Origin of the sequence: Propioniciclava tarda, assembly GCF_900182665.1 — a bacterium.
GTDB lineage: Bacteria > Actinomycetota > Actinomycetes > Propionibacteriales > Propionibacteriaceae > Propioniciclava > Propioniciclava tarda.
Window position 1 is genome coordinate 54,663 of record NZ_FXTL01000001.1, and the last position, 19,991, is coordinate 74,653.

Here is a 19,991-nt window from a genome sequence, read left to right on the forward strand (position 1 = left end):
GTCGCGTGGCCAATCGGTGGGCTGAGCTTGTCGAAGCCCTTAACGGGACCTACTCGTCGGCGTTGACGAGGAAGTCGGCGGCGCGCTCGATGTAGTCGCGCATCCAGAACTCTTCCTCGGCGGGCAGCTCGACGCTCGTCACGGCCCGGTGCATGCAGCCGAGCCAGTGATCGCGCATGCGCGGGGTCACCTTGTAGGGCATGTGGCGCATCTTCAGCCGCGGGGCGCCGCGGGTGCGCGAGTAGGTCATCGGGCCGCCCCAGTACTGCTCGAAGAACTGCAGCAGCCGCTCCTCGGCGCCGACCATGTCGTGGGAGTACATCGCCAGGAGTTCGGGGTCGTCCTTGACCCCGTCGAAGAAGACGCCGATCAGCTTGGCGAACGTGTCGTGTCCGCCAACCTTGTCGAAGTACGACTGCGCGTCGTAGGCGTCAGCAGTTCCAAGCACGTCCTCATTCTCTCCCCGCGACGCTTGGCCTGCTGGCGATTCGGAAGACTCAGCGGACGCCCCTGCCGGGCGCCTATGAGCGTGGCGGCTAGCATGGGCGCCGTGACTCCAGCGATGACGACGAGCCCTGCGGCGGCCTCCGAGACCGCGCCCGAGGGGCGTCCGCGCTCGGCCGGAAAGGCGCTCGACTGGCTGCTGGCGGCTCTCGCGAACGTCCTGGTGGTGGCGGCCTGGGGGATCACGGCGGCGTCCATCATGGGGTCGCTCGCGATCCCGCGCCGGATGCTGATGAACAGCGAATGGGCCCTCGACTTCGGACGCCTCCCGCAGCCCTGGATGATCGCCGTCGGGGTCGTCGCGATCGTTGTCGCGCACCGGTTCTTCGCCCTTGCGATGCGTCGCTACACCCGTGGCGCCCCGGCGTACGGCGCCTCGGTGCTGGCCTGGTGCGGGCTGGCGCTCGGCGTCGCCTACGGCGCCTACTACTGGGCGCCGCCGGTCGTGGTGGGCAAGCAAGTGGGTCCGGCCGCCGGGCAGTCGACCCGCTGGGGCATCCCGGCCTACGTCGCGTACTACGCGCGGCTCGGGCTGCCGGCCGTCTTCGCCCTGGTCGCGGGGCTGTTGGTGTTGTTCGGCAAGCAGTCTCCGTGGCGGGCGTTCCTTCGTGGACGCCGTCGCGCCCGGATCGCCGCGCTGCGGCGCCGCGCGGCCGGGAGCTGATGAGGCGTACGCCCAGTCGGTGTGACGGTGACGTCGCCGGACCTGTCCTCGTCTGGCGTCTTAGGGCCGATAACGGCGTGGTCGGGGGACGCCGCCGTCGTCACCTGCGGGTCAGCGCACCGTCAGGTCCGGACGCCCCCGCTTGATGTACTGCCCCGGGGCCAACTCGGCGAGCGGCTCCCCGTCGACCACGACCTGACGCCCGCGCAGGAACACGTCGCGCACCTTGCCGGTCAGCTCGCGTCCCTCGTACTGGCTGTAGTCGCCGGCGTCGTGCAAGTCGTCGTGCCGGACGGTCCAGACGCGCGCCGGATCGAAAAGCACCAGGTCGGCGTCCGAGCCGGCGGCGATGACGCCCTTACGCGGGAACATCCCGAAGTAGCGGGCCGCGTTCTCGCTGGTCACGGCGACGAAGCGCTCGGGCGTGAGCCTGCCCGGGACGACCCCGTACGACCACAGCAGCGGCAGCCGCAGCTCGATGCCCGGTGCGCCGTTGGCCACCTGGTTGAACGCAGTCGCCCGCGCCTTCTGGTCGTCCAGGGTGAACGAGCAGTGGTCGGTGCCGACGAAGTTCAGCGTGCCGTCGGCCAGCAGCCTGAAGAGCCGGTCGTTGTTGGACGCCTCCCGCAGCGGCGGGCTCATCATGAACTGGCGCGCGTGCCGCTCGGACGCCGCGTCCGCCACCCCACCGGCTGGCTCGGGGCCGTACTCGGAGGCGTCCGCCACGAGGTACTGCGGGCAGGTTTCCGCCCCGTACCGGACGCCGCGCGCCCGGAACTGCTCGACGACATCCAGCGTCCCCGCGGACGAGACGTGGACGACGTACACACCGGCGTCCGCGGTCTCGGCGAGGAAGCCGAGCCGGTTCGCGGCTTCCCACTCGGACGCCTCCGGGCGCGTGTGCTGGTGGTAGTAGGACGCCGTGTGCCCCTTGGCGAGCTCCTCGCCGACCCGCGCGGCGATGATGCGTCCGTTCTCGCAGTGGAAGCCGACCACGATGCCGGCCTCGCGGGCCGCGCGCAGCGCCGCCAAGATCTGGTCGTCCTCGACCATCATCGACCCGAAGTAGCCCATGTACATCTTGGCGCTGGTCACCCCGGCCTCGACCAGGGCCCCGAACTGGTCGGCGAACTCGGGCTTCCACTCGGTGAAGGCGAGGTGGAAGGCGTAGTCGGAGACCGCGTGGCCGTCGGCCATGGCGTGCCAGGCGGCCAGCCCTTCCAGCGGCGTCTGCCCGTGGAACTGGGTGGCGAAGTCGATCATCATCGTGGTGCCGCCGGCCAGCGCCGCCCGCGACCCGGACGCCCAGTCGTCGATCGTCCGCAGCCCCGGACCACAGTCCAGCTCCAGGTGCGTATGGGTGTCGATGCCGCCCGGTAGGACGAGCAAGCCGGAGGCGTCCACGACCTTCTCGCCCGGACGCGGCGCCAGCTCGCCGACCTCATCGATGACCTCGCCCGAGATCCGCACGTCGGCGCGCGCCGAGCCGTCCGGGGTGACGACGGTTCCGCCGATGATGAGGGTCGTTGTCATCCAAGGTCCTCCTTCGGACGCCGCACGCGGGCGCGTCCACGTCGTTCGCCCTACAGGTCGCGCGAGATTCTGGCTCAGCCGTTGTAGGGAGATGGGCCTAACTGTAGGGCGAAGCTGGCGGGGTGTTCCGTCGCGGTTCGACGACTCCGGGCCACCGGGCCGTCGCTTCCGACCCCAGTTCGGTGCCAGGGACGCCGGACTGGGCGCCGGCAGCCCGACGCCCAATCCGGCGCGACCTACATGTGCTTCCAGATCTCCACCGCACGCTCGGCGGACCGGGCGTCCGACCGAGCCTCGTCCAGGGTCAGCAGCTCGCGGTCGCGCATCAGCCACGTGCCGCCGCACATGGTGTCGTTGACGAGGGAGCCATTGAGGCCGAAGATGACGTGGCCCCACATCGAGTTCGCGTTGAACGGCGTGTGCGGGTGGTAGTCGAGCGTGATCACATCGGCGAAGTTGCCGGCCTTGAGGCGTCCGAGGCCACCGCCGAAGAAGTGGGACGCGAGGTCCGGGTTCGTGCCGAACAGCAGCTTGACCGACTCCATGAAGCCGACCGTCGGATCCTCCAGCGACGACGACATGAGCACCTTCGCCAGCCCCAGCGAGGCCAGCATGTCGGAGGTGTAGGCGTCCGTGCCGAGGCCCATCTTGACCCCGCGCTTCAGCAACTCGGCGACGCGCGCCGTGCCGACCGCGTTGCCCATGTTGCTGTACGGGTTGTGGACGGCCCACGAGCCGGACGTCTGCAGCAGCTCCATCTCGCGGTTGTTGACGTGGACCAGGTGGATGAACAGCGAGTCGTCGCCGAGCATGCCCAGCTCCTCGAAGCGCTGCACGATCGGACGCCCGTACTTGCGGTACGAGTCGACCTCGTCGCCGGGGCCTTCAGCGGTGTGGACGTGCCATCCACCCGGCACCGAGCCCTTGGCCTCGATGCACTTCTCGAGCGACGCTTGCGACAGGGTGAACGCCGCGTGCAGGCCGAACATGCCGCGCAGATAGGCGTCCGGATCGGTGTTGACCGACTTCATGAAGTCGACGTTCTCGGCGACCTGCTCGGCAAAGATCTCGGTGCCGTCCCGGTCGGACGTCTCGAAGCACAGCGACGCCCGCACGCCCATGTCGCGGACGACCTTGGCCTCCGCCTCGAGCGAGCCGGTCACCGCGTTCGGCGACGAATGGTGATCGAAGAACGTCGTCACGCCGTTGCGGATGCCCTCCTTGAAGGTGAACTCCGCGTTCAGCTTGACGTCCTCGAGCGTCAGCAGCCGATCGAGCCGCCACCACAGGTTCTCCAGGGTCTCTTGGAAGTTCCGCGTCGGCAGCGAGACGGGGCCACCACGCGCATACGCCGAGTAGGCGTGCGTGTGGGCGTTGATCAGGCCGGGCATGATCAACTTGCCCTCGACGTCGTGCACCTCGGACGCCTGCGGCTTGAGTTCCGCCGTGGGCCCGACCGCGACGATCACGTCGTCGTCGATCAGGACGCCGCCGTCACCGACGATGAACGGGTTGTCGGGGTCGTTGGTCAGGACGGGTCCGCCAGCGATCAGCAGCATCTCAGACTCACTTTCCGGCCGGGGCGGCCAGCAGGTAGGCGTAGTTGGCTTCGAGCGCGGTCAGCACCGCGGCCATCTCGGCCGGGAGCTTCGGGTCGGACGCCCCCGAGATCGTCGTCTCCTCGCCGCCGGGCAGGCGGACCAGGTAGCCGCCGTCGTGGTTCGGCAAGAAGCCGACGTTCGTGGACTCCTCGAAGTCCTCGTGCGTCCAGAAGGTCGTGATCTTGTCCTTGTAGGGCAGGCCGGCGTGCGGGCAGAACGTGCCGCAGTTGCCGCACTCGTTGCACAGCCCGTCGATGTGGACGATCTGGAAGGGATCGCTGCCGAAGCCGGGCACCTTGACCGAGATGTTCGCCCGGTTGGGGCAGACCTCGGTGCAGATCTCGCAGATGTCCTGGCAGGTGAGGCAGCGGCCGCCCTCGTCCTTGCCGTGCAGCGGGTTGATGATCAGCGCACGGTTCGCGCGGATCGGCGCCACCGGCTGGTGCACGGTCGGGTGCGGACGGTCGTAGTCGGCCTTGACCCCGACCTCGCGCATGATCGCGCGGGCCGCGACCTTGGCGTCCGCCACGGCCTGGACGATCGTGGACGGGCCCTTGCGGCCGTCGCCGATGACGAAGACGCCCGGACGCGACGACTGGAAGTCGGCGTCCAACACGATGCGTCCGCGGTCGTCGAGGGCGATGCCGTTGCGCTCGTAGGGCTCGCGGATCACCGTGGCGCCGGTGGCGGCCACGACGGTCTCGGCCTCGAAGTCGACGAACTCGCCGGTGCCGACCATGGCGCGGCGGCCGGAGGCGTCCCGACCCTCGAGGCGCATGACCTCGCAGTGCAGCACCTTGCCGTCGTAGGTGAGCGGCGCGACGAGCTGGATCATCTCCAGGCCCTCCTCGCGGACCGTGTTCACCTCTTCCTGCAGCGCCGGCATGTTGGCCTCGTTGCGGCGGTAGACGATGAAGGCCCGCTCGACGCCCGGGGTACGAGCGGCCGTCCGGACGCAGTCCATCGCGACGTCGCCGGCGCCGATGACGGCGACGGTCTTGCCGCACGGGAAGCCGCCCTCGTTGATCGACTGCCAGAGGAAGTCGAAGGCGTCCACCAGCAGTTCGCCGCCCTCGCGAACTGGCGTCGGGCACTTGCCCCAAGCGCCGGTCGCGACGATCACGTGCGAGTAAGTCTTCTGCAGTTCAGCAACGTCGAAGTTCGGATCGCAGTTGAAGTGGAACGTGATGCCCAGGTCCTCGGCGAGGCGGAAGTCGCGCATGATCTGCTCGGTCGAGATGCGGAACTTCGGGATGATGTAGTTGACGACGCCGTAGGGGCCGTCCAGCTTCTCGAAGACCTCGACGTCGACGCCGTTGCGGCGCAGGAAGATCGCCGCGCCGATGCCGGCCGGGCCGGCGCCGATGATCGCGACCTTCTTGTCGGTCACCAGGGCCGGGGCCACCTGAGCCTGGCTGAACTCGTCCTGGGCGTGATCGGACGCCACCAGCTTCACCGACCGGATGTGGATCGACTGGTCGTAGTCGAGGCGCGTGCACTTCGGACGGCAGTCCTGGGCGCACAGCACCCCGTTGATCGTTGGCGCCGTGTTGTCGAGCGCGATGACGTTGAACGCCTCGGCGTAGCGGCCCTGCGCGGTCAGCGTCAGGTACTCGGGGATCTGCTGCTCGATCGGGCAGCCGCCATGCTCACAGGGCGCCTTGAAGCAGTCGGTCAGCGGCAGGGCCGACGTGGTCTTCCGGCTCGGGAACTTCTCGCGGTAGCGCTTGTGGAAGATCGGGTCGGCCATGAACCGGCCCACGAGCTCGCGCAAGGCGGCGAGGTCGATGGGGCCGGCGTCCGACATGACCTTGACGGCCTCGTCGGCGAGCTGCTGGAACCGCTGCGGTCCGCCCGGCTTGAGAACGGTCGTCGCCACCGTGATCGGCTGGATGCCCGTCTTGAGGATGTCGGCCACGGTCAGCGCGTCCACGCCGCCCGAGAACGAGATGGCCAGGTCGCCGTCGAAGGCGTCCGCGAGCTTGAGTGCCAGCGAGATCGTCAGCGGGAGCAGGGAGCGTCCGGACATGTACATCTCTTCGGACGGCAGTTCGCCGGCGGCCACCTTGATCGGGAAGGTGTTGGTCAGCTTGACGCCGAAGCGCAGGCCCTTCGCGGCGGCCTCGGCCTTGAGGCGCTTGAACATCGGGACGGCGTCCGCGAACTGCAGGTCGGCCTTGAAGTGGTGGTCGTCGAAGACCATGTAGTCGTAGCCGAGGGCGTCCAGGGTGCCGCGGGCGAACTCGTAGCCGAGCAGCGTCGGGTTGCACTTCACGAAGGTGTTAACGCCCTTGTTGTTGATCAGGTGCGAGGCGATCGACTCGATTTCGCCAGCGGGGCAGCCGTGCAGGGTCGACAGGGTGATCGAGTTGGAGATCTGCGTCGGGATCGCGGCCAGGTGCTCGGCGGTGAAGTGCTCGAACTCGCCCAGGTGCGCCTCGAGCCAGCCGTAGCACTCGGCCCACACGGGGGTCTGGGAGGCGTCCTTCAGGCCCTCGATGTAGTTGTCGATCTTCGGCAGCTTGATGCCCTCGAGGTCGTAGCCGACGCTCATGTTGAAGGCGACGTCGCCGACCTGGCCCAGGCCCAGCTCGACACCGAAGAACGCGCAGGCGAACCAGGCGCGGACGTACTCGTCGAAGGCCTGCTGAACCGTCAGCTCGGTGGACCACTCGCAGTTGTAGCCCTCGTCCTCCATCTGGATGCAGGGCTTGGGCACGCACGCCATCAGCTCGGCGCCGTCCATCTTCTGAACGGTCTTGAGCTCCATGAAGCGGGCGCCGGAGAGGTAGCAGACAAGGATGTTGTTCGACAGCTGCGTCGAGGGCCCAGCGGCGGGGCCGACCGGGTTGGCGACGGAGTCTCCGAAGCTGTCCTTGATCATCACGTCCGACGTGGGACGCCACATCTTCTCGACGTGGACGCCGAAGATCGCATGATCGTGAGCGAGCTCGGTGCGCGCCCAGGACATGAGGTGATCGAAAGACAGGGGACGCATGATGTCGCTCATTGAGAACCTCTTCCGTGCCAGTTTCTAAGGTCATGGGACGGACGCTCGGCGACCGTGAAGGTCGGCCTCGCCAGTGGCAAGAACCGGTCGACTCGGTGGTGCTCCGCTCCGTCGCGGGACGCCTTCGACTGTAGTTCGCACTTCAGCCTAGGGATTGAGATCACTGTAGAACGATGGACGCCTCCGCGGGCTACTTCGGCCAAAGTCTTGGCTCCCTCGGTGGAAATCGGGCAACTTTCGCCTCTTCTCTCAAAAGCGTCTACCGACCGCCGGATGAGGAATACGATGAAGATCCACTCAGGGACGCGCGCGTCGATGCGCGGTGTGTCCTGCGGCCGTGCGGCCGACCACAGTGCTGGCGCGAGGCCCGGACAGACCCCGTGCGACGGGTGCAGCAGCTAGCCAGGAGGGCATTTATATGCAGGCCGATCAGAACTGGTCGACGATGGACGGGAACGAGGCCGCGGCTCGCGTGGCCCACGCGCTGAGCGAAGTCGTCGCCATCTACCCCATCACCCCGAGCTCGCCGATGGCCGAGTACTGCGACGCCTGGAGCGCCGCGGGGCGCACCAACATCTGGGGAGGCATCCCCGACGTCGTGGAAATGCAGTCCGAGGGTGGCGCTGCCGGAACGCTCCACGGAGCGGTGACGAAGGGCGTCCTCGGAACGACGTTCACGGCGTCCCAGGGCCTGCTACTGATGGTCCCGAACATGTTCAAGATCGCCGGCGAGCTGACCCCGGCCGTCATCCACGTCGCCGCCCGCGCCATCGCGACCCACGCGCTGAGCATCTTCGGTGACCACTCCGACGTGATGCTGTGCCGCGGCACCGGCTGGGCGATCCTCGGCGCGACCAGCGTCCAGGAGGCGCACGACTGCGCCCTGATCTCGCACGCCGCCACGCTGCGCGCGCGCATCCCCTTCCTGCACTACTTCGACGGCTTCCGCACGAGCCACGAAGAGAACAAGATCGCGCTGCTGACGAACGACGACCTGCGCGCCCTCGTGCGCGAGGACGACGTGATCGCCCACCGCCTGCGCGGCCTCTCGCCCGACCGTCCGACGCTGCGCGGCACCGCGCAGAACCCGGACGCGTTCTTCCAGGGCCGCGAGGCGTCCAACCTCTTCTATGACGCTGTCCCGGGCATTGTCTCCGAGGTCATGGACGAGTTCTACGAGCGCACCGGACGCCGCTACGACCTCGTCGAGTACTACGGCGCCGACGACGCCGAGCGCGTCATCGTGATCATGGGCTCCGGCTGGGGCACGACGAAGGAAGCCATCGACGAGCTGAACGCCCGTGGCGAGAAGGTCGGCGCGCTGCACGTCCGCCTGTACCGGCCGTTCCCGTCGGACGCCTTCCTGGCCGCCCTGCCGGCGTCCGTGAAGTCGATCGCCGTCCTCGACCGCGTGAAGGAGCCGGGCTCGGCGCAGCCGCTGCACGAGGACGTCGTCCTGTCGCTCTTCGAGCGCGGCGGCTCGATGCCCCGCGTCATCGCCGGCATCTACGGCCTCGGCTCGAAGGACTACACCCCGGCCATGGCCGCGGCCGTCTACACCGAGCTCGCCAAGGACGCCCCCAAGAAGCGCTTCACCGTCGGCATCAACGACGACGTCACGCACCTGTCGCTGCCGTGGGATCCCAACTTCAAGCCCGATCTCGGCGTCGTCACCGCGGTGCTCTACGGCCTCGGCTCGGACGGCACCGTCGGCTCGTCCAAGAACACGGTCAAGATCATCGGCTCCGACCCCGGACGCTACGCACAGGGCTACTTCGTCTACGACTCCCGCAAGTCGGGCTCGTCGACCGTGTCGCACCTGCGCTTCGGCGATAAGCCGATCAACTCGGCCTACCTGATCGACGAGGCCGACTTCGTGGCCGTCCATCAGTTCGGCCTGCTGGCCCAGATGCAGACCCTCGACATCGCCAAGAAGGGCGCGAAGGTCCTGATCAACTCGCCGTTCCCGGCGGACGAGACCTGGGCGCAGCTTCCCGTCGAGGTGCAGCAGATCATCATTGACAAGGGCCTCGAGGTCTACGTCATCGACGCCCAGGCCGTGGCCTACAAGGTCGGCATGGGCAAGCGCATCAACACGGTCATGCAGCCCTGCCTGTTCTACCTCTCGGGCATCGTCGCCCAGGAGCAGGCGATCGCGAAGATCAAGAAGTCGATCGAGGACACCTACGGTCGCAAGGGCCGCGTCATCGTCGAGCGCAACTGGGCGGCCATCGACTCGGCCATCGAGGCGCTGAGCAAGCTGGAGATCCCGGCGTCGGCGTCCGGAACCGAACACCGCATGCCGGCGGTGCCGGCGTCCGCACCGGACTTCGTCAAGAACGTGACGCAGAAGATGCTGTTCGGCCTGGGCGAGGAGATCCCGGTCTCGGGCATGCCGATCGACGGTACCTGGCCGACGGCCACGGCGCAGTACGAGAAGCGCGGCATCGCCGACATCATCCCGATCTGGGATCCGAGCCTGTGCATCGACTGCGGCAAGTGCGCCATGGTCTGCCCGCACTCGGCGATCCGGATCAAGGTCATGCCGGAGGGCGACCTGGCCGGCGCGCCCGAGTCGTTCAAGTCGAAGGACTACCGCGACCGCACGCTGTCGGGTCACAAGCTGGTCGTCCAGACCGCACCCGACGACTGCACCGGCTGCGGCGTCTGCGTCGACACCTGCCCGGCCATGAGCAAGACCCAGGTCAAGCACAAGGCCATCGACATGGAGAACCGGCTCGAGCACCTGGACGCCGAGCGCGCCAACTGGGACTTCTTCCTCGGCATCCCCGAGGTGGACCGCTCCCTGGTCCGGCACGATCAGGTCAAGGGCACGGCTCAGTTGCAGCCCCTGTTCGAGTTCTCGGGCGCCTGCTCAGGCTGTGGCGAGACCCCGTACATCAAGACCCTGACCCAGCTCTTCGGTGACCGGATGCTCGTCGCCAACGCGACCGGCTGCTCGTCCATCTACTCGGGCAACCTGCCGACGACGCCCTACGCGGTCAACGCGGACGGACGCGGCCCGGCCTGGTCCAACTCGCTGTTCGAGGACAACGCCGAGTTCGGCCTGGGCATGCGACTCGCCTGGCAGCAGCAGAACGCCGAGGCGCTGCGGTACCTCGCCGAGCTGAAGCCCCAGCTGGACGCCGAGTTGGTCGACGCCATCTTGGACGCCGACCAGTCCGAGGAGCCGGGCATCTTCGCCCAGCGCGAGCGGGTCGTGACGTTGAAGGAGGCCCTGAAGAGTGTCGATGGCATGAAGGCCCGCGCGCTCGAATCGCTCGCCGACGAGCTGGTCAAGAAGTCGACCTGGATCATCGGCGGCGACGGCTGGGCCTACGACATCGGCTACGGCGGTCTGGACCATGTGCTGGCGTCCGGGGTGAACGTGAACATCCTGGTGCTCGACACCGAGGTGTACTCCAACACCGGTGGCCAGTCGTCCAAGGCGACCCCGCGCGGCGCGGTGGCGAAGTTCGCGACGGCCGGCAAGTCGACCGGCAAGAAGGACCTCGGCCTGATCGCCCAGACCTACGGCAACGTGTACGTCGCCCAGGTCGCCATGGGTGCCAACCAGCAGCAGTTCGTCCGGGCGGCCCTTGAGGCCGAGGCCTGGGACGGACCGTCGATCATCATCGCCTACTCGACCTGCATCTCCCACGGCATCGACATGGAGACCTCCATGACGCACCAGGGCGAAGCGGTGGCGTCCGGCTACTGGCCGCTGTTCCGCTTCCGTCCGAGCCAGGACGAGCACGCCAAGCCGCTGCAGCTCGACTCGAAGGCGCCCAACGGCAAGGTCGAGGCGTTCCTGGCCAGCGAGCCCCGGTTCGCCATGCTGCGCCGGTCCGACCCCGAGCGGGCAGAAGCGCTGTGGAAGCGTGCCCACGCCGACGTGGAAGAGCGCTGGCGCTACTACAGCCAGATGGCCACGGTCGAGCGCGCGCTCACCGACGGCGCGTCCAACGTCCCTGCTGAGAACACGGAGAAGTGAGAGAAATGGTCAACGCACCCGACCTGTCCACGACCTACTTGGGGATCAAGTTGGACAGCCCGGTCATCGCCTCCTCGGGTCCTTTGACCCGTGAGGTCGAGTCGATGCTGCAGCTCGAGGCCGCGGGCGCTGCCGCCGTCGTCCTGCCGAGCCTCTTCCAAGAAGAGGCCGAGGCCGAGGAGATGCAGGCGTACGAGCTCAGCGAGCTCGCGGACGGCTTCGCCGAGTTCGCCTCAGCGCCGCTGCCCGAGATCGATCTCGCCAAGATCGGTCCCGGACGCCACATCAAGCTGATGAAGGACGCCAAGGACGCCCTGAAGATCCCAGTCTTCGCGAGCCTCAACGGCACCAACCTGGGCGGCTGGTCGCGCTACGCGGCCGAGTACCAGGACGCCGGCGCGGACGCCATGGAGCTCAACCTCTATTCGGTCAACGCCTCGCCGACGGAGACGTCCGCGCAGATCGAAGAGCGCTACCTGGCCGTCATCGAGGCCGTTCGCAAGGCGATCACGATTCCGCTGGCCATCAAGGTCTCGCAGCACTTCAGCTCGTTCGGCAACTTCGCCGCCCGGGCGCGGGCTGCGGGCGCGGACGGGTTCGTCCTGTTCTCGGGCGTCTACGGGACCGACATCAACCTCGACACCCTGAAGCTCACGCCGGCCGTGCCGCTGACGGACTCGACGCGCATCCGGCTGCCCATGCGGTGGATCGGCATCCTGGACGCCCAGCTGCCCAAGGTCGGCCTGGCGGCGTCCAGTGGCGTGCACACGTGGCAGGACGTCCTGAAGCTGCTGCTCGTGGGTGCGGACGTGGCGTGCACGACGTCGGCCGTCCTGCGGTCGGGTCCGCAGGCGATCACCGCGATGCTCGACGGCCTGCGCACCTGGATGACCGAGCACGAGTACGAGTCCGTGATCCAGCTGCGGGGTTCGATGAACCTGTCCGCGGTCGGCGATCCCGGCGCGTACGAGCGCGACGTCTACATCAAGACCGTCACGTCCACCCCGGTCATTCTCTGATCGGACGCCGACGCGTCAGTCTCGCGGCCCCCGGGTTTCCCGGGGGCCGCTGCGCGTGCGGGGCCGGGATGCGTCCCCGCCGTTGCCTCGGAGCCGCGGCGACCGTGGCCGACGTGCGCCTGGGTGCAGGTCTGTTCTGTTCCGCGGCCCGCTGATCTCCGGGGGCCGCTGGGCGTGCGGGGCCGGCCCGCGCGGCGACGCAGGGGGTCCGGCCTCCGTGGCAGGTGACTCGGAGGCGAGGGGCCCTAGTCCCGTCGGACCAGCCGCACCTCGTCCGGATCGAGCGCCGAAGCCAGCTTCGCGTCCGTGGTGATGACGACGCCACCGATCGCCCGGACCAACGCGACGTAGTGCGCGTCGTAGGTCGAGTGCGCCGCCCCCAGTCGGTAGATCTGCTCGGCCAGAGGGAGTGCCCCGACGAGCTGCACGTCGAGCCGCGCAAGATCGCGCAATGCCAACGTGGCGTCGGTCGGTGAGATGGTGCCGGCGCGCGTCAGCCCGCGCAGCGCGGACACCACCTCGCTGACCAGCAGCTCCGGGGCGTGGAGGGAGTCGGCGGCGATGACCTCAGTCGCGACGGCCGCGCCCAGCCGCGTCCCGAGGAGGAACTCGACGCACGCCGAGGCGTCCAGGATTACGATCACGGACGCGCGTCCCGATCGGCCCGCACCGTCGCTGCCGCACCGACGTCATCGAGCCGATCGACGACCCGCGCGTCGATCTGGGCCCAGAGCAGGTCCACCCGGGGCCGCTTCATCGCCCGGGTCAGTTCGGCGAGCGCGAACTGGGACAGCGACTGCCCGGCCGCCGCCGCCCGAGCCTTGAGCTCGCGCGAGAGCTCGTCGGGGACATCGCGGATTTGAAGCGTGGGCATGCTCCGAGCATAGATGCCATGCATGATGCATGCCAGGGCGAAGTTCTCGAGTTGCCCGTCGAACTTGACGTCAGACGGTGCTCTGCCTCAGCCCTGATCACTGCGGCCCAAGCCCATCAGGGTCCTGACGATGATCACGATCATCACCACGACCCCGATCGCCTGGCCCAGTTCTCGGCGGGATTGACGGCGACGTGACGGGCCAGCACCACGCCGAGAGCGAGGGCGGCGACGAGTCCCAGCACCGGTAGCAGGGTGCGACTCCGATCGGTCATGTCCGCTCCTGTGCAGGATATGAGTGCTGTCCCCAACGTGGTGCGACGTCCCCAGCCACAATCTCATCCCCGACGGAGCGCCGCGCAGCCCTTGCCTGAGCTGCTTCCACCGGTCGCTGCCGTGACCCCGACCCAGAGGGCGCTCAACACCCAAGCCCCCGTTCCCCCGAACGCGATCCAGAACGCATACGTTGACGTCATCCCCAGCCGCCGGTTCGCGAACCACCAGGCCAGCGCCAGGAGCAAGGGCGGGATCGACCAGAAAGGCCACCCAAGAAGGAAGCGACCTAGCCGACCGGCGTAGCTACTCGCCGCGATCCAGACCAGGCAGACCGCCCAGGTGATGAGTCCTGCGCCACCCCCATACACGAGGACGACAAACCAGCCCATGTCACCGACGGAGGAAGCCGTCCTCCCTCGCACCCAGTCCGCGTCCGCGACCGCCAGCACGAACCCCGCCAGCACCCAGGTCAGCGGCGGACTCACCAAGAACAGGATGCGAAGGGCGCGCTTCAAGCGCCCCGAGGTGGTCGCGGCCATCAAAGCCAGCAGTACCGTCACCCACACGGGGGTCGCCATGGCGGCCGACACCAGCCCCGCGTGCCAACTCGACACCTCTGACACCTAGCCGCCCACTCTCTTCGAGAGCGTCCGAAGACACTGTCCAGATGGGTGGTGAACCTGAGCGCCCGTCACCCTTGTCGACCGGTCCGCCTCCGTTGGCCCGTACATCCACCACCGGTGCCTGAAGCCGGCCAGCCGCCCCGCTGGTGCCATTGCATCAAAGCTCGCCGCGATCGATCATCGGTCCGCAGGACGATCCACGTCCTCGCCGGTGCCGAAATGCCCGCACTCGATCAGGCGGTGCGGTGTCCGACTGAACAGCTCGCGCGCCCCCTGGTCGCCGACCGCGGACGCCGCCACGGCGTCCCACCAGTCGCGCCCGATGACCACCGGATGCCCGGGGCGTCCGCCGTAGCAGGCCCGCGCCAACACGTCGGACGCCGAGCCGGCGGCGTCCAGGACGTGTCTGTAGATCTGGCTGCGGACGTCCGGCAGGTCGACTAGCGTGACGAGAGCGGCGGGCTCAAGGGTGCGCCTGGCCGCACTCAATCCGGTGCGCAGGGAGGCCCCCATGCCGGAGTTCCAGTCGGACGCCTCGACGATCTCCAGCCAGGAGTCGGCGGGGGATTGCTGGCGGACTTGTTGTTGGCTGGGAACCACAACTCCGCCACTAACGCACGGATCGAGCTGGAGAGCCTCCCGGACGCGATCCGCCTCGGCACCGATCACGGCGATCACCCGCGCGCAGCCGGCCTCGTGCACCCACGAACAGACCCGCGCCAACGGCGTCCGACCTTCTTCGGCCAACGGCCCGATCAGGGCCTTGGGGCCGCCCATGCGGCGTCCGGCGCCTGCGGCCAGGACGATGCCGACGACCCCCGCGGACGACTCAGTCGTCGGCGTCGAGGCTGCCATACGCGACGGGGTTCTGGCTGCCGTTGTCGAGCGGATCGGACTGCCCGATGAGCGGGTGGTCCGCGAGCGGGCTGCCGATGATCGCCAGCCGGTCGCCGTGAATGGTGACGCCGTCGATGGTGCCGACAAGCCGAATCACGCCGGCGTGCGCGATCAGCAGCAGCTGCGAGGCGATGACGCGGTCGGGCTGCATGCGCCAGACGCCGCGTCCCCGCTGCCAGAGTTCGTTGGCGGACGCCCCCTCGCGGTAGCCGACCCGCTCTCGCCCCAGGGCGTCGTTGACGACCGCAGGATGATCGGCCCCCAGCCGCACGCGGACGACGTTCAGTTCCTCGCGATCGGACTCGTGGTAGGTGTCCACGAACCCGGTCTTGCCGAGCAGACGCCGCTCGTTGGTGCGCTTGCTTTGGGCAGAGGAGGTGAGAACACCGGCGATGATGGCCTGGTGTTGCCAGTCGAGGGCATCCCAACGTGCGCCAAAGCTGCGGGCCTCGTCCTCGTTGGCCCCGCCGGCGATGTCGGCGCAGATGCCGAGGAAGGCGCGGTCGACGCTGGAGAGGATGTTGCGATCGGCCAGCTCGGCGACCCGCGCCCAATCCACGTTCTCAGCGCTGGCATCGGTGTGGACGTACCCGGCGATCTTCGACAAGACGGAGGGGGAGCTCACCAAGATCGCGGCAGCGTCCTGCTCGGAGTGCCGGGAGTGAAGCGTCATGAGCCGCAGTCTATTGGCGTTCGAAACAATCTGGGTCGTTTCTTCTCCAGCGCCCGAAGTCACTGTTAGACTTTAGGCACAGTAGACCCTGTTACATGGGAAGTATCTACGGCAAGGCAACGGCGGACGATGGCCGTCCGCGGTTGGGAACATTCGCAGAGGAGCGAGCAACATGGATTTCCAGAGCAGCCTCGCCAAGCTCGAAGGCTTGGACTTCAAGGGCCTGTACCAGGACGACTTCTTCTTGACGTGGGACAAGAGCGAGGACGAGATCAGGGCAGTTCTGGCCGTCGCTGACGCTCTGCGCGCCCTGCGCGAGAACAACAAGAGCTGCCGCATCTTCGACTCCGGTCTCGGCATCTCCCTCTTCCGCGACAACTCCACCCGCACGCGCTTCAGCTACGCGTCCGCCTGCAACTTCCTCGGCCTCGAGGAGCAGGTGTTCGACGAGGGCAAGTCCCAGGTCGCGCACGGCGAGACCGTCATGGAGACCGCCAACATGATCTCGTTCATGGCCGACGTCATCGGCATCCGCGACGACATGTACATCGGCAAGGGCCACACCTACATGAAGGCCTTCTCCGAGTACGTCCAGATGGGCTACAAGGAGGGCGTCCTCGAGCAGCGTCCGACCGTCGTCTCCCTGCAGTGCGACATCGACCACCCGACGCAGTCGACGGCCGACCTGCTGCACCTCGTCCACGAGTTCGGCGGCCTCGAGAACCTCAAGGGCAAGAAGCTGGCCATGACGTGGGCCTACTCGCCCTCCTACGGCAAGCCTTTGAGCGTGCCCCAGGGCATGATCGGCCTCATGTCCCGCTTCGGCATGGACATCGTCCTCGCGCACCCCGAGGGCTACGACACGATGCAGGAGCCGCGCGACGTCGCCGCCAAGTTCGCTGCCGAGTCCGGCGGTAGCTTCCGCGTCACCAACTCGATGGAGGACGCCTTCGACGGCGCCGACATCGTGTGCCCCAAGTCCTGGGCGCCGTTCGCGGCCATGGAGGAGCGCACCGAGCTCTACGGCAACGGCGACACCGCCGGCATCAAGGAGCTGGAGCAGCGCCTGCTCGCGCAGAACGCCCAGCACAAGGACTGGACGACCACCGAAGAGCTCATGAAGAAGACGAAGGACGGCAAGGGCCTGTACATGCACCCGCTGCCGGCCGACATCACGGGCGTGTCCTGCAAGGAGGGTGAGGTTGCCGAGTCGGTGTTCGATCGCTACCGCGTCCCGATGTACAAGGAAGCCTCCAACAAGCCGTACGCCATCGCCGCGATGATCTTCCTGATGAAGCAGGCCGATCCTCAAGGCAAGCTGCAGCAGCTCTGGGAGTCCGCTCCCGCGCGCTGGGCCCACTGATCAACCACCAACTCGCACCTACCAAGAAGGCATATTCATGACTGAGATCGACTACGCCAAGATCAACGAGGTGGCGCAGAGCTACCGCGCTGACATGACCGCGTTCCTGCGCGCGCTGATCCTCAACAAGGGCACGTCCTGTGAGGAAGAGGCGAAGAGCCGCCTCATCGTCGCCGAGATGGACAAGCTGGGCTACGACCGCACCCGCATCGACGGCCTCGGCTCCGCCATCGGCTACATCGGCAACGGCCCCAAGCTGATCTGCTTCGACGGCCACATCGACACCGTCGGCGTCGGCAACATCGACAACTGGAAGTTCGACCCCTTCGAGGGCTTCGAGGACGACGAGCTCATCGGTGGCCGTGGCGGCTCCGACCAGCTCGGTGGCGTCGTGTCGGCCGTTTACGGCGGCAAGGTCGCCATGGACTGCGGCCTGTTGGACGACCGCTTCACCTACATGGTGGCCGGCACCGTCCAGGAAGAGGACTGCGACGGCATGTGCTGGCTCTACCTCATCGAGGAAGAGGGCGAGAAGCCGGACTTCGTCATCTCCACCGAGCCCACCGACCACGGCATCTACCGTGGCCACCGCGGCCGCATGGAGATCCGCGTCGAGGTTGACGGCGTCTCCTGCCACGGCTCCGCTCCCGAGCGCGGCGACAACGCCATCTACAAGATGGCCGAGATCCTGCTCGAGATCCGGGACCTGAACGATCGCCTGCACGTCGATCCGTTCCTCGGCAAGGGCACCGTCACCACGTCCGAGATCTTCTTCACCTCGCCCTCGCGCTGCGCCGTCGCCGACAGCTGCGCGGTCTCCCTCGACCGTCGCCTGACGGACGGCGAGACGTGGCAGGGTGCGATCGAGGAGGTCAAGAACCTGCCCGCCGCCAAGAAGTACAACGCGCGCGTGTTCTGCTACGACTACAAGAGCGTGGCGTGGACGGGCAAGGAGTACGGCCAGCAGTGCTACTTCCCGACGTGGGTCATCCCGGAGAGCAGCCCCGAGGTTCAGTCGGCCGCCGAGGTGCACCGCGGTCTGTTCGGCGAGCCCCGCATCGACAAGTGGACCTTCTCGACCAACGGTGTCGCCACCGCCGGTCGCCACAAGATCCCGATGATCGGCTTCGGTCCCGGCAAGGAGGCTCAGGCCCACGCCCCGAACGAGCTCCAGTGGAAGGACGACCTCGTCCGCTGCGCCGCCCTCTACGCGGCCCTCGGCAAGGTCTACTGCGATCAGGTCGGCGACACCAAGACCGTGGTGACGCAGCTCTGATCCGAGCGTGACTCAACCGGGGCGGGCGGGGTTCCGCCCGCCCCGGCGTCCGTCTCAACACCACCGGACGCCGTCGGCGTCATCCCGTACCAACTGGACGCGTCGGCGTCCGAACTCAAGAACTCACCGAAAAGGAAGAGCAACGTGGCTCGCATTCTGGTTTCCCTCGGCGGCAACGCCCTGGGCGTTGACTTCGACGAACTCGTCGAGACCGTGGGCGTCATCGCCGAGCCGATCGTCGGCTTGCTGCGTGACGGTCACGAGGTCGTCGTCTGCCATGGCAACGGCCCGCAGGTCGGCATGATCAAGACCGACATCGACCTCGGCAAGGCCGGGCTGCATGAGGGACGCGTCATGCCGCTGTCCGAGTGCGTGGCCATGAGCCAGAGCTACATCGGCTACCACCTGCAGAACGCGATCGAGAACCAACTGCACAAGCAGGGCGTCGAGGGCAAGGTCGTCGCGACGGTCGTCTCGCGCTGCCTGGTGGACGCCGACGATCCCGGCTTCGCCAACCCGACGAAGCCCATCGGCGCCTTCTTCGACAAGGCCACCGCGGACGCGATGACGGCCGAGGGCAAGACGATGATCGAGGACTCCGGGCGCGGCTACCGCGAGGTCGTCGCGTCCCCGCACCCGATCGAGATCCTCGAGAAGGACGCCGTCCGCGAGCTCGTTTCCGCTGGTCACGTCGTGATCGCCGGTGGCGGCGGGGGCATCCCGGTCGTCACCAAGAACGGCTGGACGAAGGCCATCGACGCGGTCATCGACAAGGACCGCACGTCGATCCTGCTCGCGGCCGACACCGGCTGCGACGCCTTGGCGATCCTGACCGGCGTCGAGAAGGTCGCGATCAACTTCAACAAGCCGAACCAGCGCGACCTGGACCAGATCACCCTCGCCGAATGCGAGCAGTACATCGGCGAGGGCCAGTTCCCGGCCGGGTCGATGCTGCCCAAGATCGAGGCCGCGATGGACTTCGTGAAGTCCGGAACCAACCGCCGCACGCTCATCACGTCGCTCGATAAGATGGTCGAGGGACTGCAGGGCAAGACCGGCACCTGGGTCGTCGCCTGATCAGAGGTTTTGCGCGAGGGACCGAACAGGTTTGGCAGTCTCCTTCCGTGGTGACGGCGAGCCTGTAGAGTCCTGAGCACTGTCACAACAGCACCAATTCCGACAGGAGAAAACATGACTTACGTCATCACGCTTCCTTGCGTGGACACCAAGGACAAGGCGTGCGTCGAAGAGTGCCCGGTCGACTGCATCTACGAAGGCGACCGCAACCTCTACATCCACCCGGAGGAGTGCGTCGACTGTGGCGCCTGCGAGCCGGCGTGCCCCGTCCAGGCGATCTTCTACGAAGACGATCTGCCCGAGAGTGACCTCGACTGGAAGGACATCAACGCGGTGTTCTTCGACGACCTCGGCTCTCCGGGCGGCGCTGCCCGGCTGGGCGCGACCGGGGTCGACGAGCCTCGCGTCGCCGCTCTTCCGCCGAAGGAGTGACCTCACGCGGATCCGTCCGCTGAAGTACTGGGCCCGCCTCCCCCTGGGAGGCGGGCCTTCTTCGTGTCCGGACGCCGCTGGTCCGTGTCCTGCTTTTGGGGGCCGTCGCCGGCCACGGAGCCGAGGTTCGTCCGCTTCGCCGATGTCCGGACGTCGGCTAACTGTACGAAGGTCG

18 protein-coding genes are annotated in these 19,991 nt (G+C 67.6%); 7 read left to right on the forward strand and 11 right to left on the reverse strand.

Features of this window, described 5'->3' with window-relative positions; genetic code table 11:
* Positions 1-49: 49 nt before the first annotated feature.
* Positions 50-448: a globin domain-containing protein gene (locus tag FN821_RS00265; RefSeq protein ID WP_131170556.1), complete on the reverse strand. Its 399-nt coding sequence runs from the start codon at positions 446-448 to the stop codon at positions 50-52.
* Between the two features lie 102 nt (positions 449-550).
* Between FN821_RS00265 and FN821_RS00270 the strand changes: the two genes are divergently transcribed.
* The gene (locus tag FN821_RS00270; RefSeq protein ID WP_131170557.1) at positions 551-1,168 is read left to right on the forward strand and encodes a hypothetical protein; all 618 of its coding nucleotides are present in this window, start codon (positions 551-553) and stop codon (positions 1,166-1,168) included.
* A 111-nt stretch (positions 1,169-1,279) separates the two neighbouring features.
* Here FN821_RS00270 and hydA read toward each other — a convergent pair whose 3' ends face one another.
* The 3 genes from hydA to ygfK form a co-directional block, all read right to left on the reverse strand.
* Positions 1,280-2,701, reverse strand: a complete 1,422-nt coding sequence (hydA, locus tag FN821_RS00275) for a dihydropyrimidinase (RefSeq protein ID WP_131170558.1) — start codon at positions 2,699-2,701, stop codon at positions 1,280-1,282.
* A 236-nt stretch (positions 2,702-2,937) separates the two neighbouring features.
* On the reverse strand, positions 2,938-4,260 hold the full coding sequence (gene ssnA / locus FN821_RS00280) for a putative aminohydrolase SsnA (protein ID WP_206661925.1): 1,323 nt from the start codon (positions 4,258-4,260) through the stop codon (positions 2,938-2,940).
* Between the two features lie 7 nt (positions 4,261-4,267).
* The gene (gene ygfK, locus FN821_RS00285; protein ID WP_131170559.1) at positions 4,268-7,312 is read right to left on the reverse strand and encodes a putative selenate reductase subunit YgfK; all 3,045 of its coding nucleotides are present in this window, start codon (positions 7,310-7,312) and stop codon (positions 4,268-4,270) included.
* A gap of 418 nt (positions 7,313-7,730) precedes the next feature.
* Between ygfK and nifJ the strand changes: the two genes are divergently transcribed.
* Together nifJ and FN821_RS00295 are read left to right on the forward strand one after the other, a co-directional pair.
* Positions 7,731-11,306: a pyruvate:ferredoxin (flavodoxin) oxidoreductase gene (gene nifJ, locus FN821_RS00290; protein WP_131170560.1), complete on the forward strand. Its 3,576-nt coding sequence runs from the start codon at positions 7,731-7,733 to the stop codon at positions 11,304-11,306.
* A 5-nt stretch (positions 11,307-11,311) separates the two neighbouring features.
* On the forward strand, positions 11,312-12,325 hold the full coding sequence (locus FN821_RS00295; RefSeq protein ID WP_131170561.1) for a dihydroorotate dehydrogenase-like protein: 1,014 nt from the start codon (positions 11,312-11,314) through the stop codon (positions 12,323-12,325).
* A 245-nt stretch (positions 12,326-12,570) separates the two neighbouring features.
* Here the strand turns inward: FN821_RS00295 and FN821_RS00300 are convergent, their stop codons facing one another.
* From FN821_RS00300 to FN821_RS00320, 6 genes are all read right to left on the reverse strand, one after another.
* A complete protein-coding gene (locus tag FN821_RS00300; RefSeq protein WP_131170562.1) occupies positions 12,571-12,969 on the reverse strand; it encodes a type II toxin-antitoxin system VapC family toxin in 399 nt (132 codons plus the stop codon).
* The gene (locus tag FN821_RS14955) at positions 12,966-13,199 is read right to left on the reverse strand and encodes a FitA-like ribbon-helix-helix domain-containing protein (RefSeq protein WP_131170563.1); all 234 of its coding nucleotides are present in this window, start codon (positions 13,197-13,199) and stop codon (positions 12,966-12,968) included. Before FN821_RS14955 ends, FN821_RS00300 begins: the two co-directional genes overlap by 4 nt.
* A 143-nt stretch (positions 13,200-13,342) precedes the next feature.
* Positions 13,343-13,474 carry a hypothetical protein gene (locus tag FN821_RS14825; protein ID WP_277751000.1) on the reverse strand — a complete coding sequence of 44 codons (132 nt, stop codon included), beginning with the start codon at positions 13,472-13,474 and terminating at the stop codon, positions 13,343-13,345.
* 63 nt (positions 13,475-13,537) lie between these two features.
* Positions 13,538-14,089 (reverse strand): hypothetical protein, encoded by a 552-nt coding sequence (locus FN821_RS00310; RefSeq protein WP_131170564.1) that lies wholly within the window; start codon positions 14,087-14,089, stop codon positions 13,538-13,540.
* 186 nt (positions 14,090-14,275) lie between these two features.
* Entirely contained in the window at positions 14,276-14,953 is a 678-nt protein-coding gene (locus FN821_RS00315) for a nucleotidyltransferase family protein (protein ID WP_131170565.1), read from the reverse strand.
* A complete protein-coding gene (locus tag FN821_RS00320; RefSeq protein ID WP_131170566.1) occupies positions 14,928-15,668 on the reverse strand; it encodes a hypothetical protein in 741 nt (246 codons plus the stop codon). Before FN821_RS00320 ends, FN821_RS00315 begins: the two co-directional genes overlap by 26 nt.
* A gap of 172 nt (positions 15,669-15,840) precedes the next feature.
* Here FN821_RS00320 and ygeW point away from each other — a divergent pair, with 172 nt between their 5' ends.
* Together ygeW and FN821_RS00330 are read left to right on the forward strand one after the other, a co-directional pair.
* The gene (gene ygeW, locus FN821_RS00325) at positions 15,841-17,031 is read left to right on the forward strand and encodes a knotted carbamoyltransferase YgeW (RefSeq protein ID WP_131170567.1); all 1,191 of its coding nucleotides are present in this window, start codon (positions 15,841-15,843) and stop codon (positions 17,029-17,031) included.
* Between the two features lie 37 nt (positions 17,032-17,068).
* Positions 17,069-18,307, forward strand: a complete 1,239-nt coding sequence (locus FN821_RS00330; protein ID WP_131170568.1) for a YgeY family selenium metabolism-linked hydrolase — start codon at positions 17,069-17,071, stop codon at positions 18,305-18,307.
* Here FN821_RS00330 and FN821_RS00335 read toward each other — a convergent pair.
* Positions 18,268-18,462 (reverse strand): hypothetical protein, encoded by a 195-nt coding sequence (locus FN821_RS00335; protein WP_131170569.1) that lies wholly within the window; start codon positions 18,460-18,462, stop codon positions 18,268-18,270. The genes FN821_RS00330 and FN821_RS00335 overlap by 40 nt on opposite strands.
* Here FN821_RS00335 and arcC point away from each other — a divergent pair.
* Both arcC and fdxA read left to right on the forward strand, forming a co-directional pair.
* Positions 18,452-19,384: a carbamate kinase gene (gene arcC / locus FN821_RS00340; protein WP_131170570.1), complete on the forward strand. Its 933-nt coding sequence runs from the start codon at positions 18,452-18,454 to the stop codon at positions 19,382-19,384. The two genes, FN821_RS00335 and arcC, sit on opposite strands and share 11 nt — an antisense overlap.
* Before the next feature lie 114 nt (positions 19,385-19,498).
* On the forward strand, positions 19,499-19,816 hold the full coding sequence (gene fdxA / locus FN821_RS00345; protein WP_131170571.1) for a ferredoxin: 318 nt from the start codon (positions 19,499-19,501) through the stop codon (positions 19,814-19,816).
* The last annotated feature ends 175 nt before the right edge of the window (positions 19,817-19,991 follow it).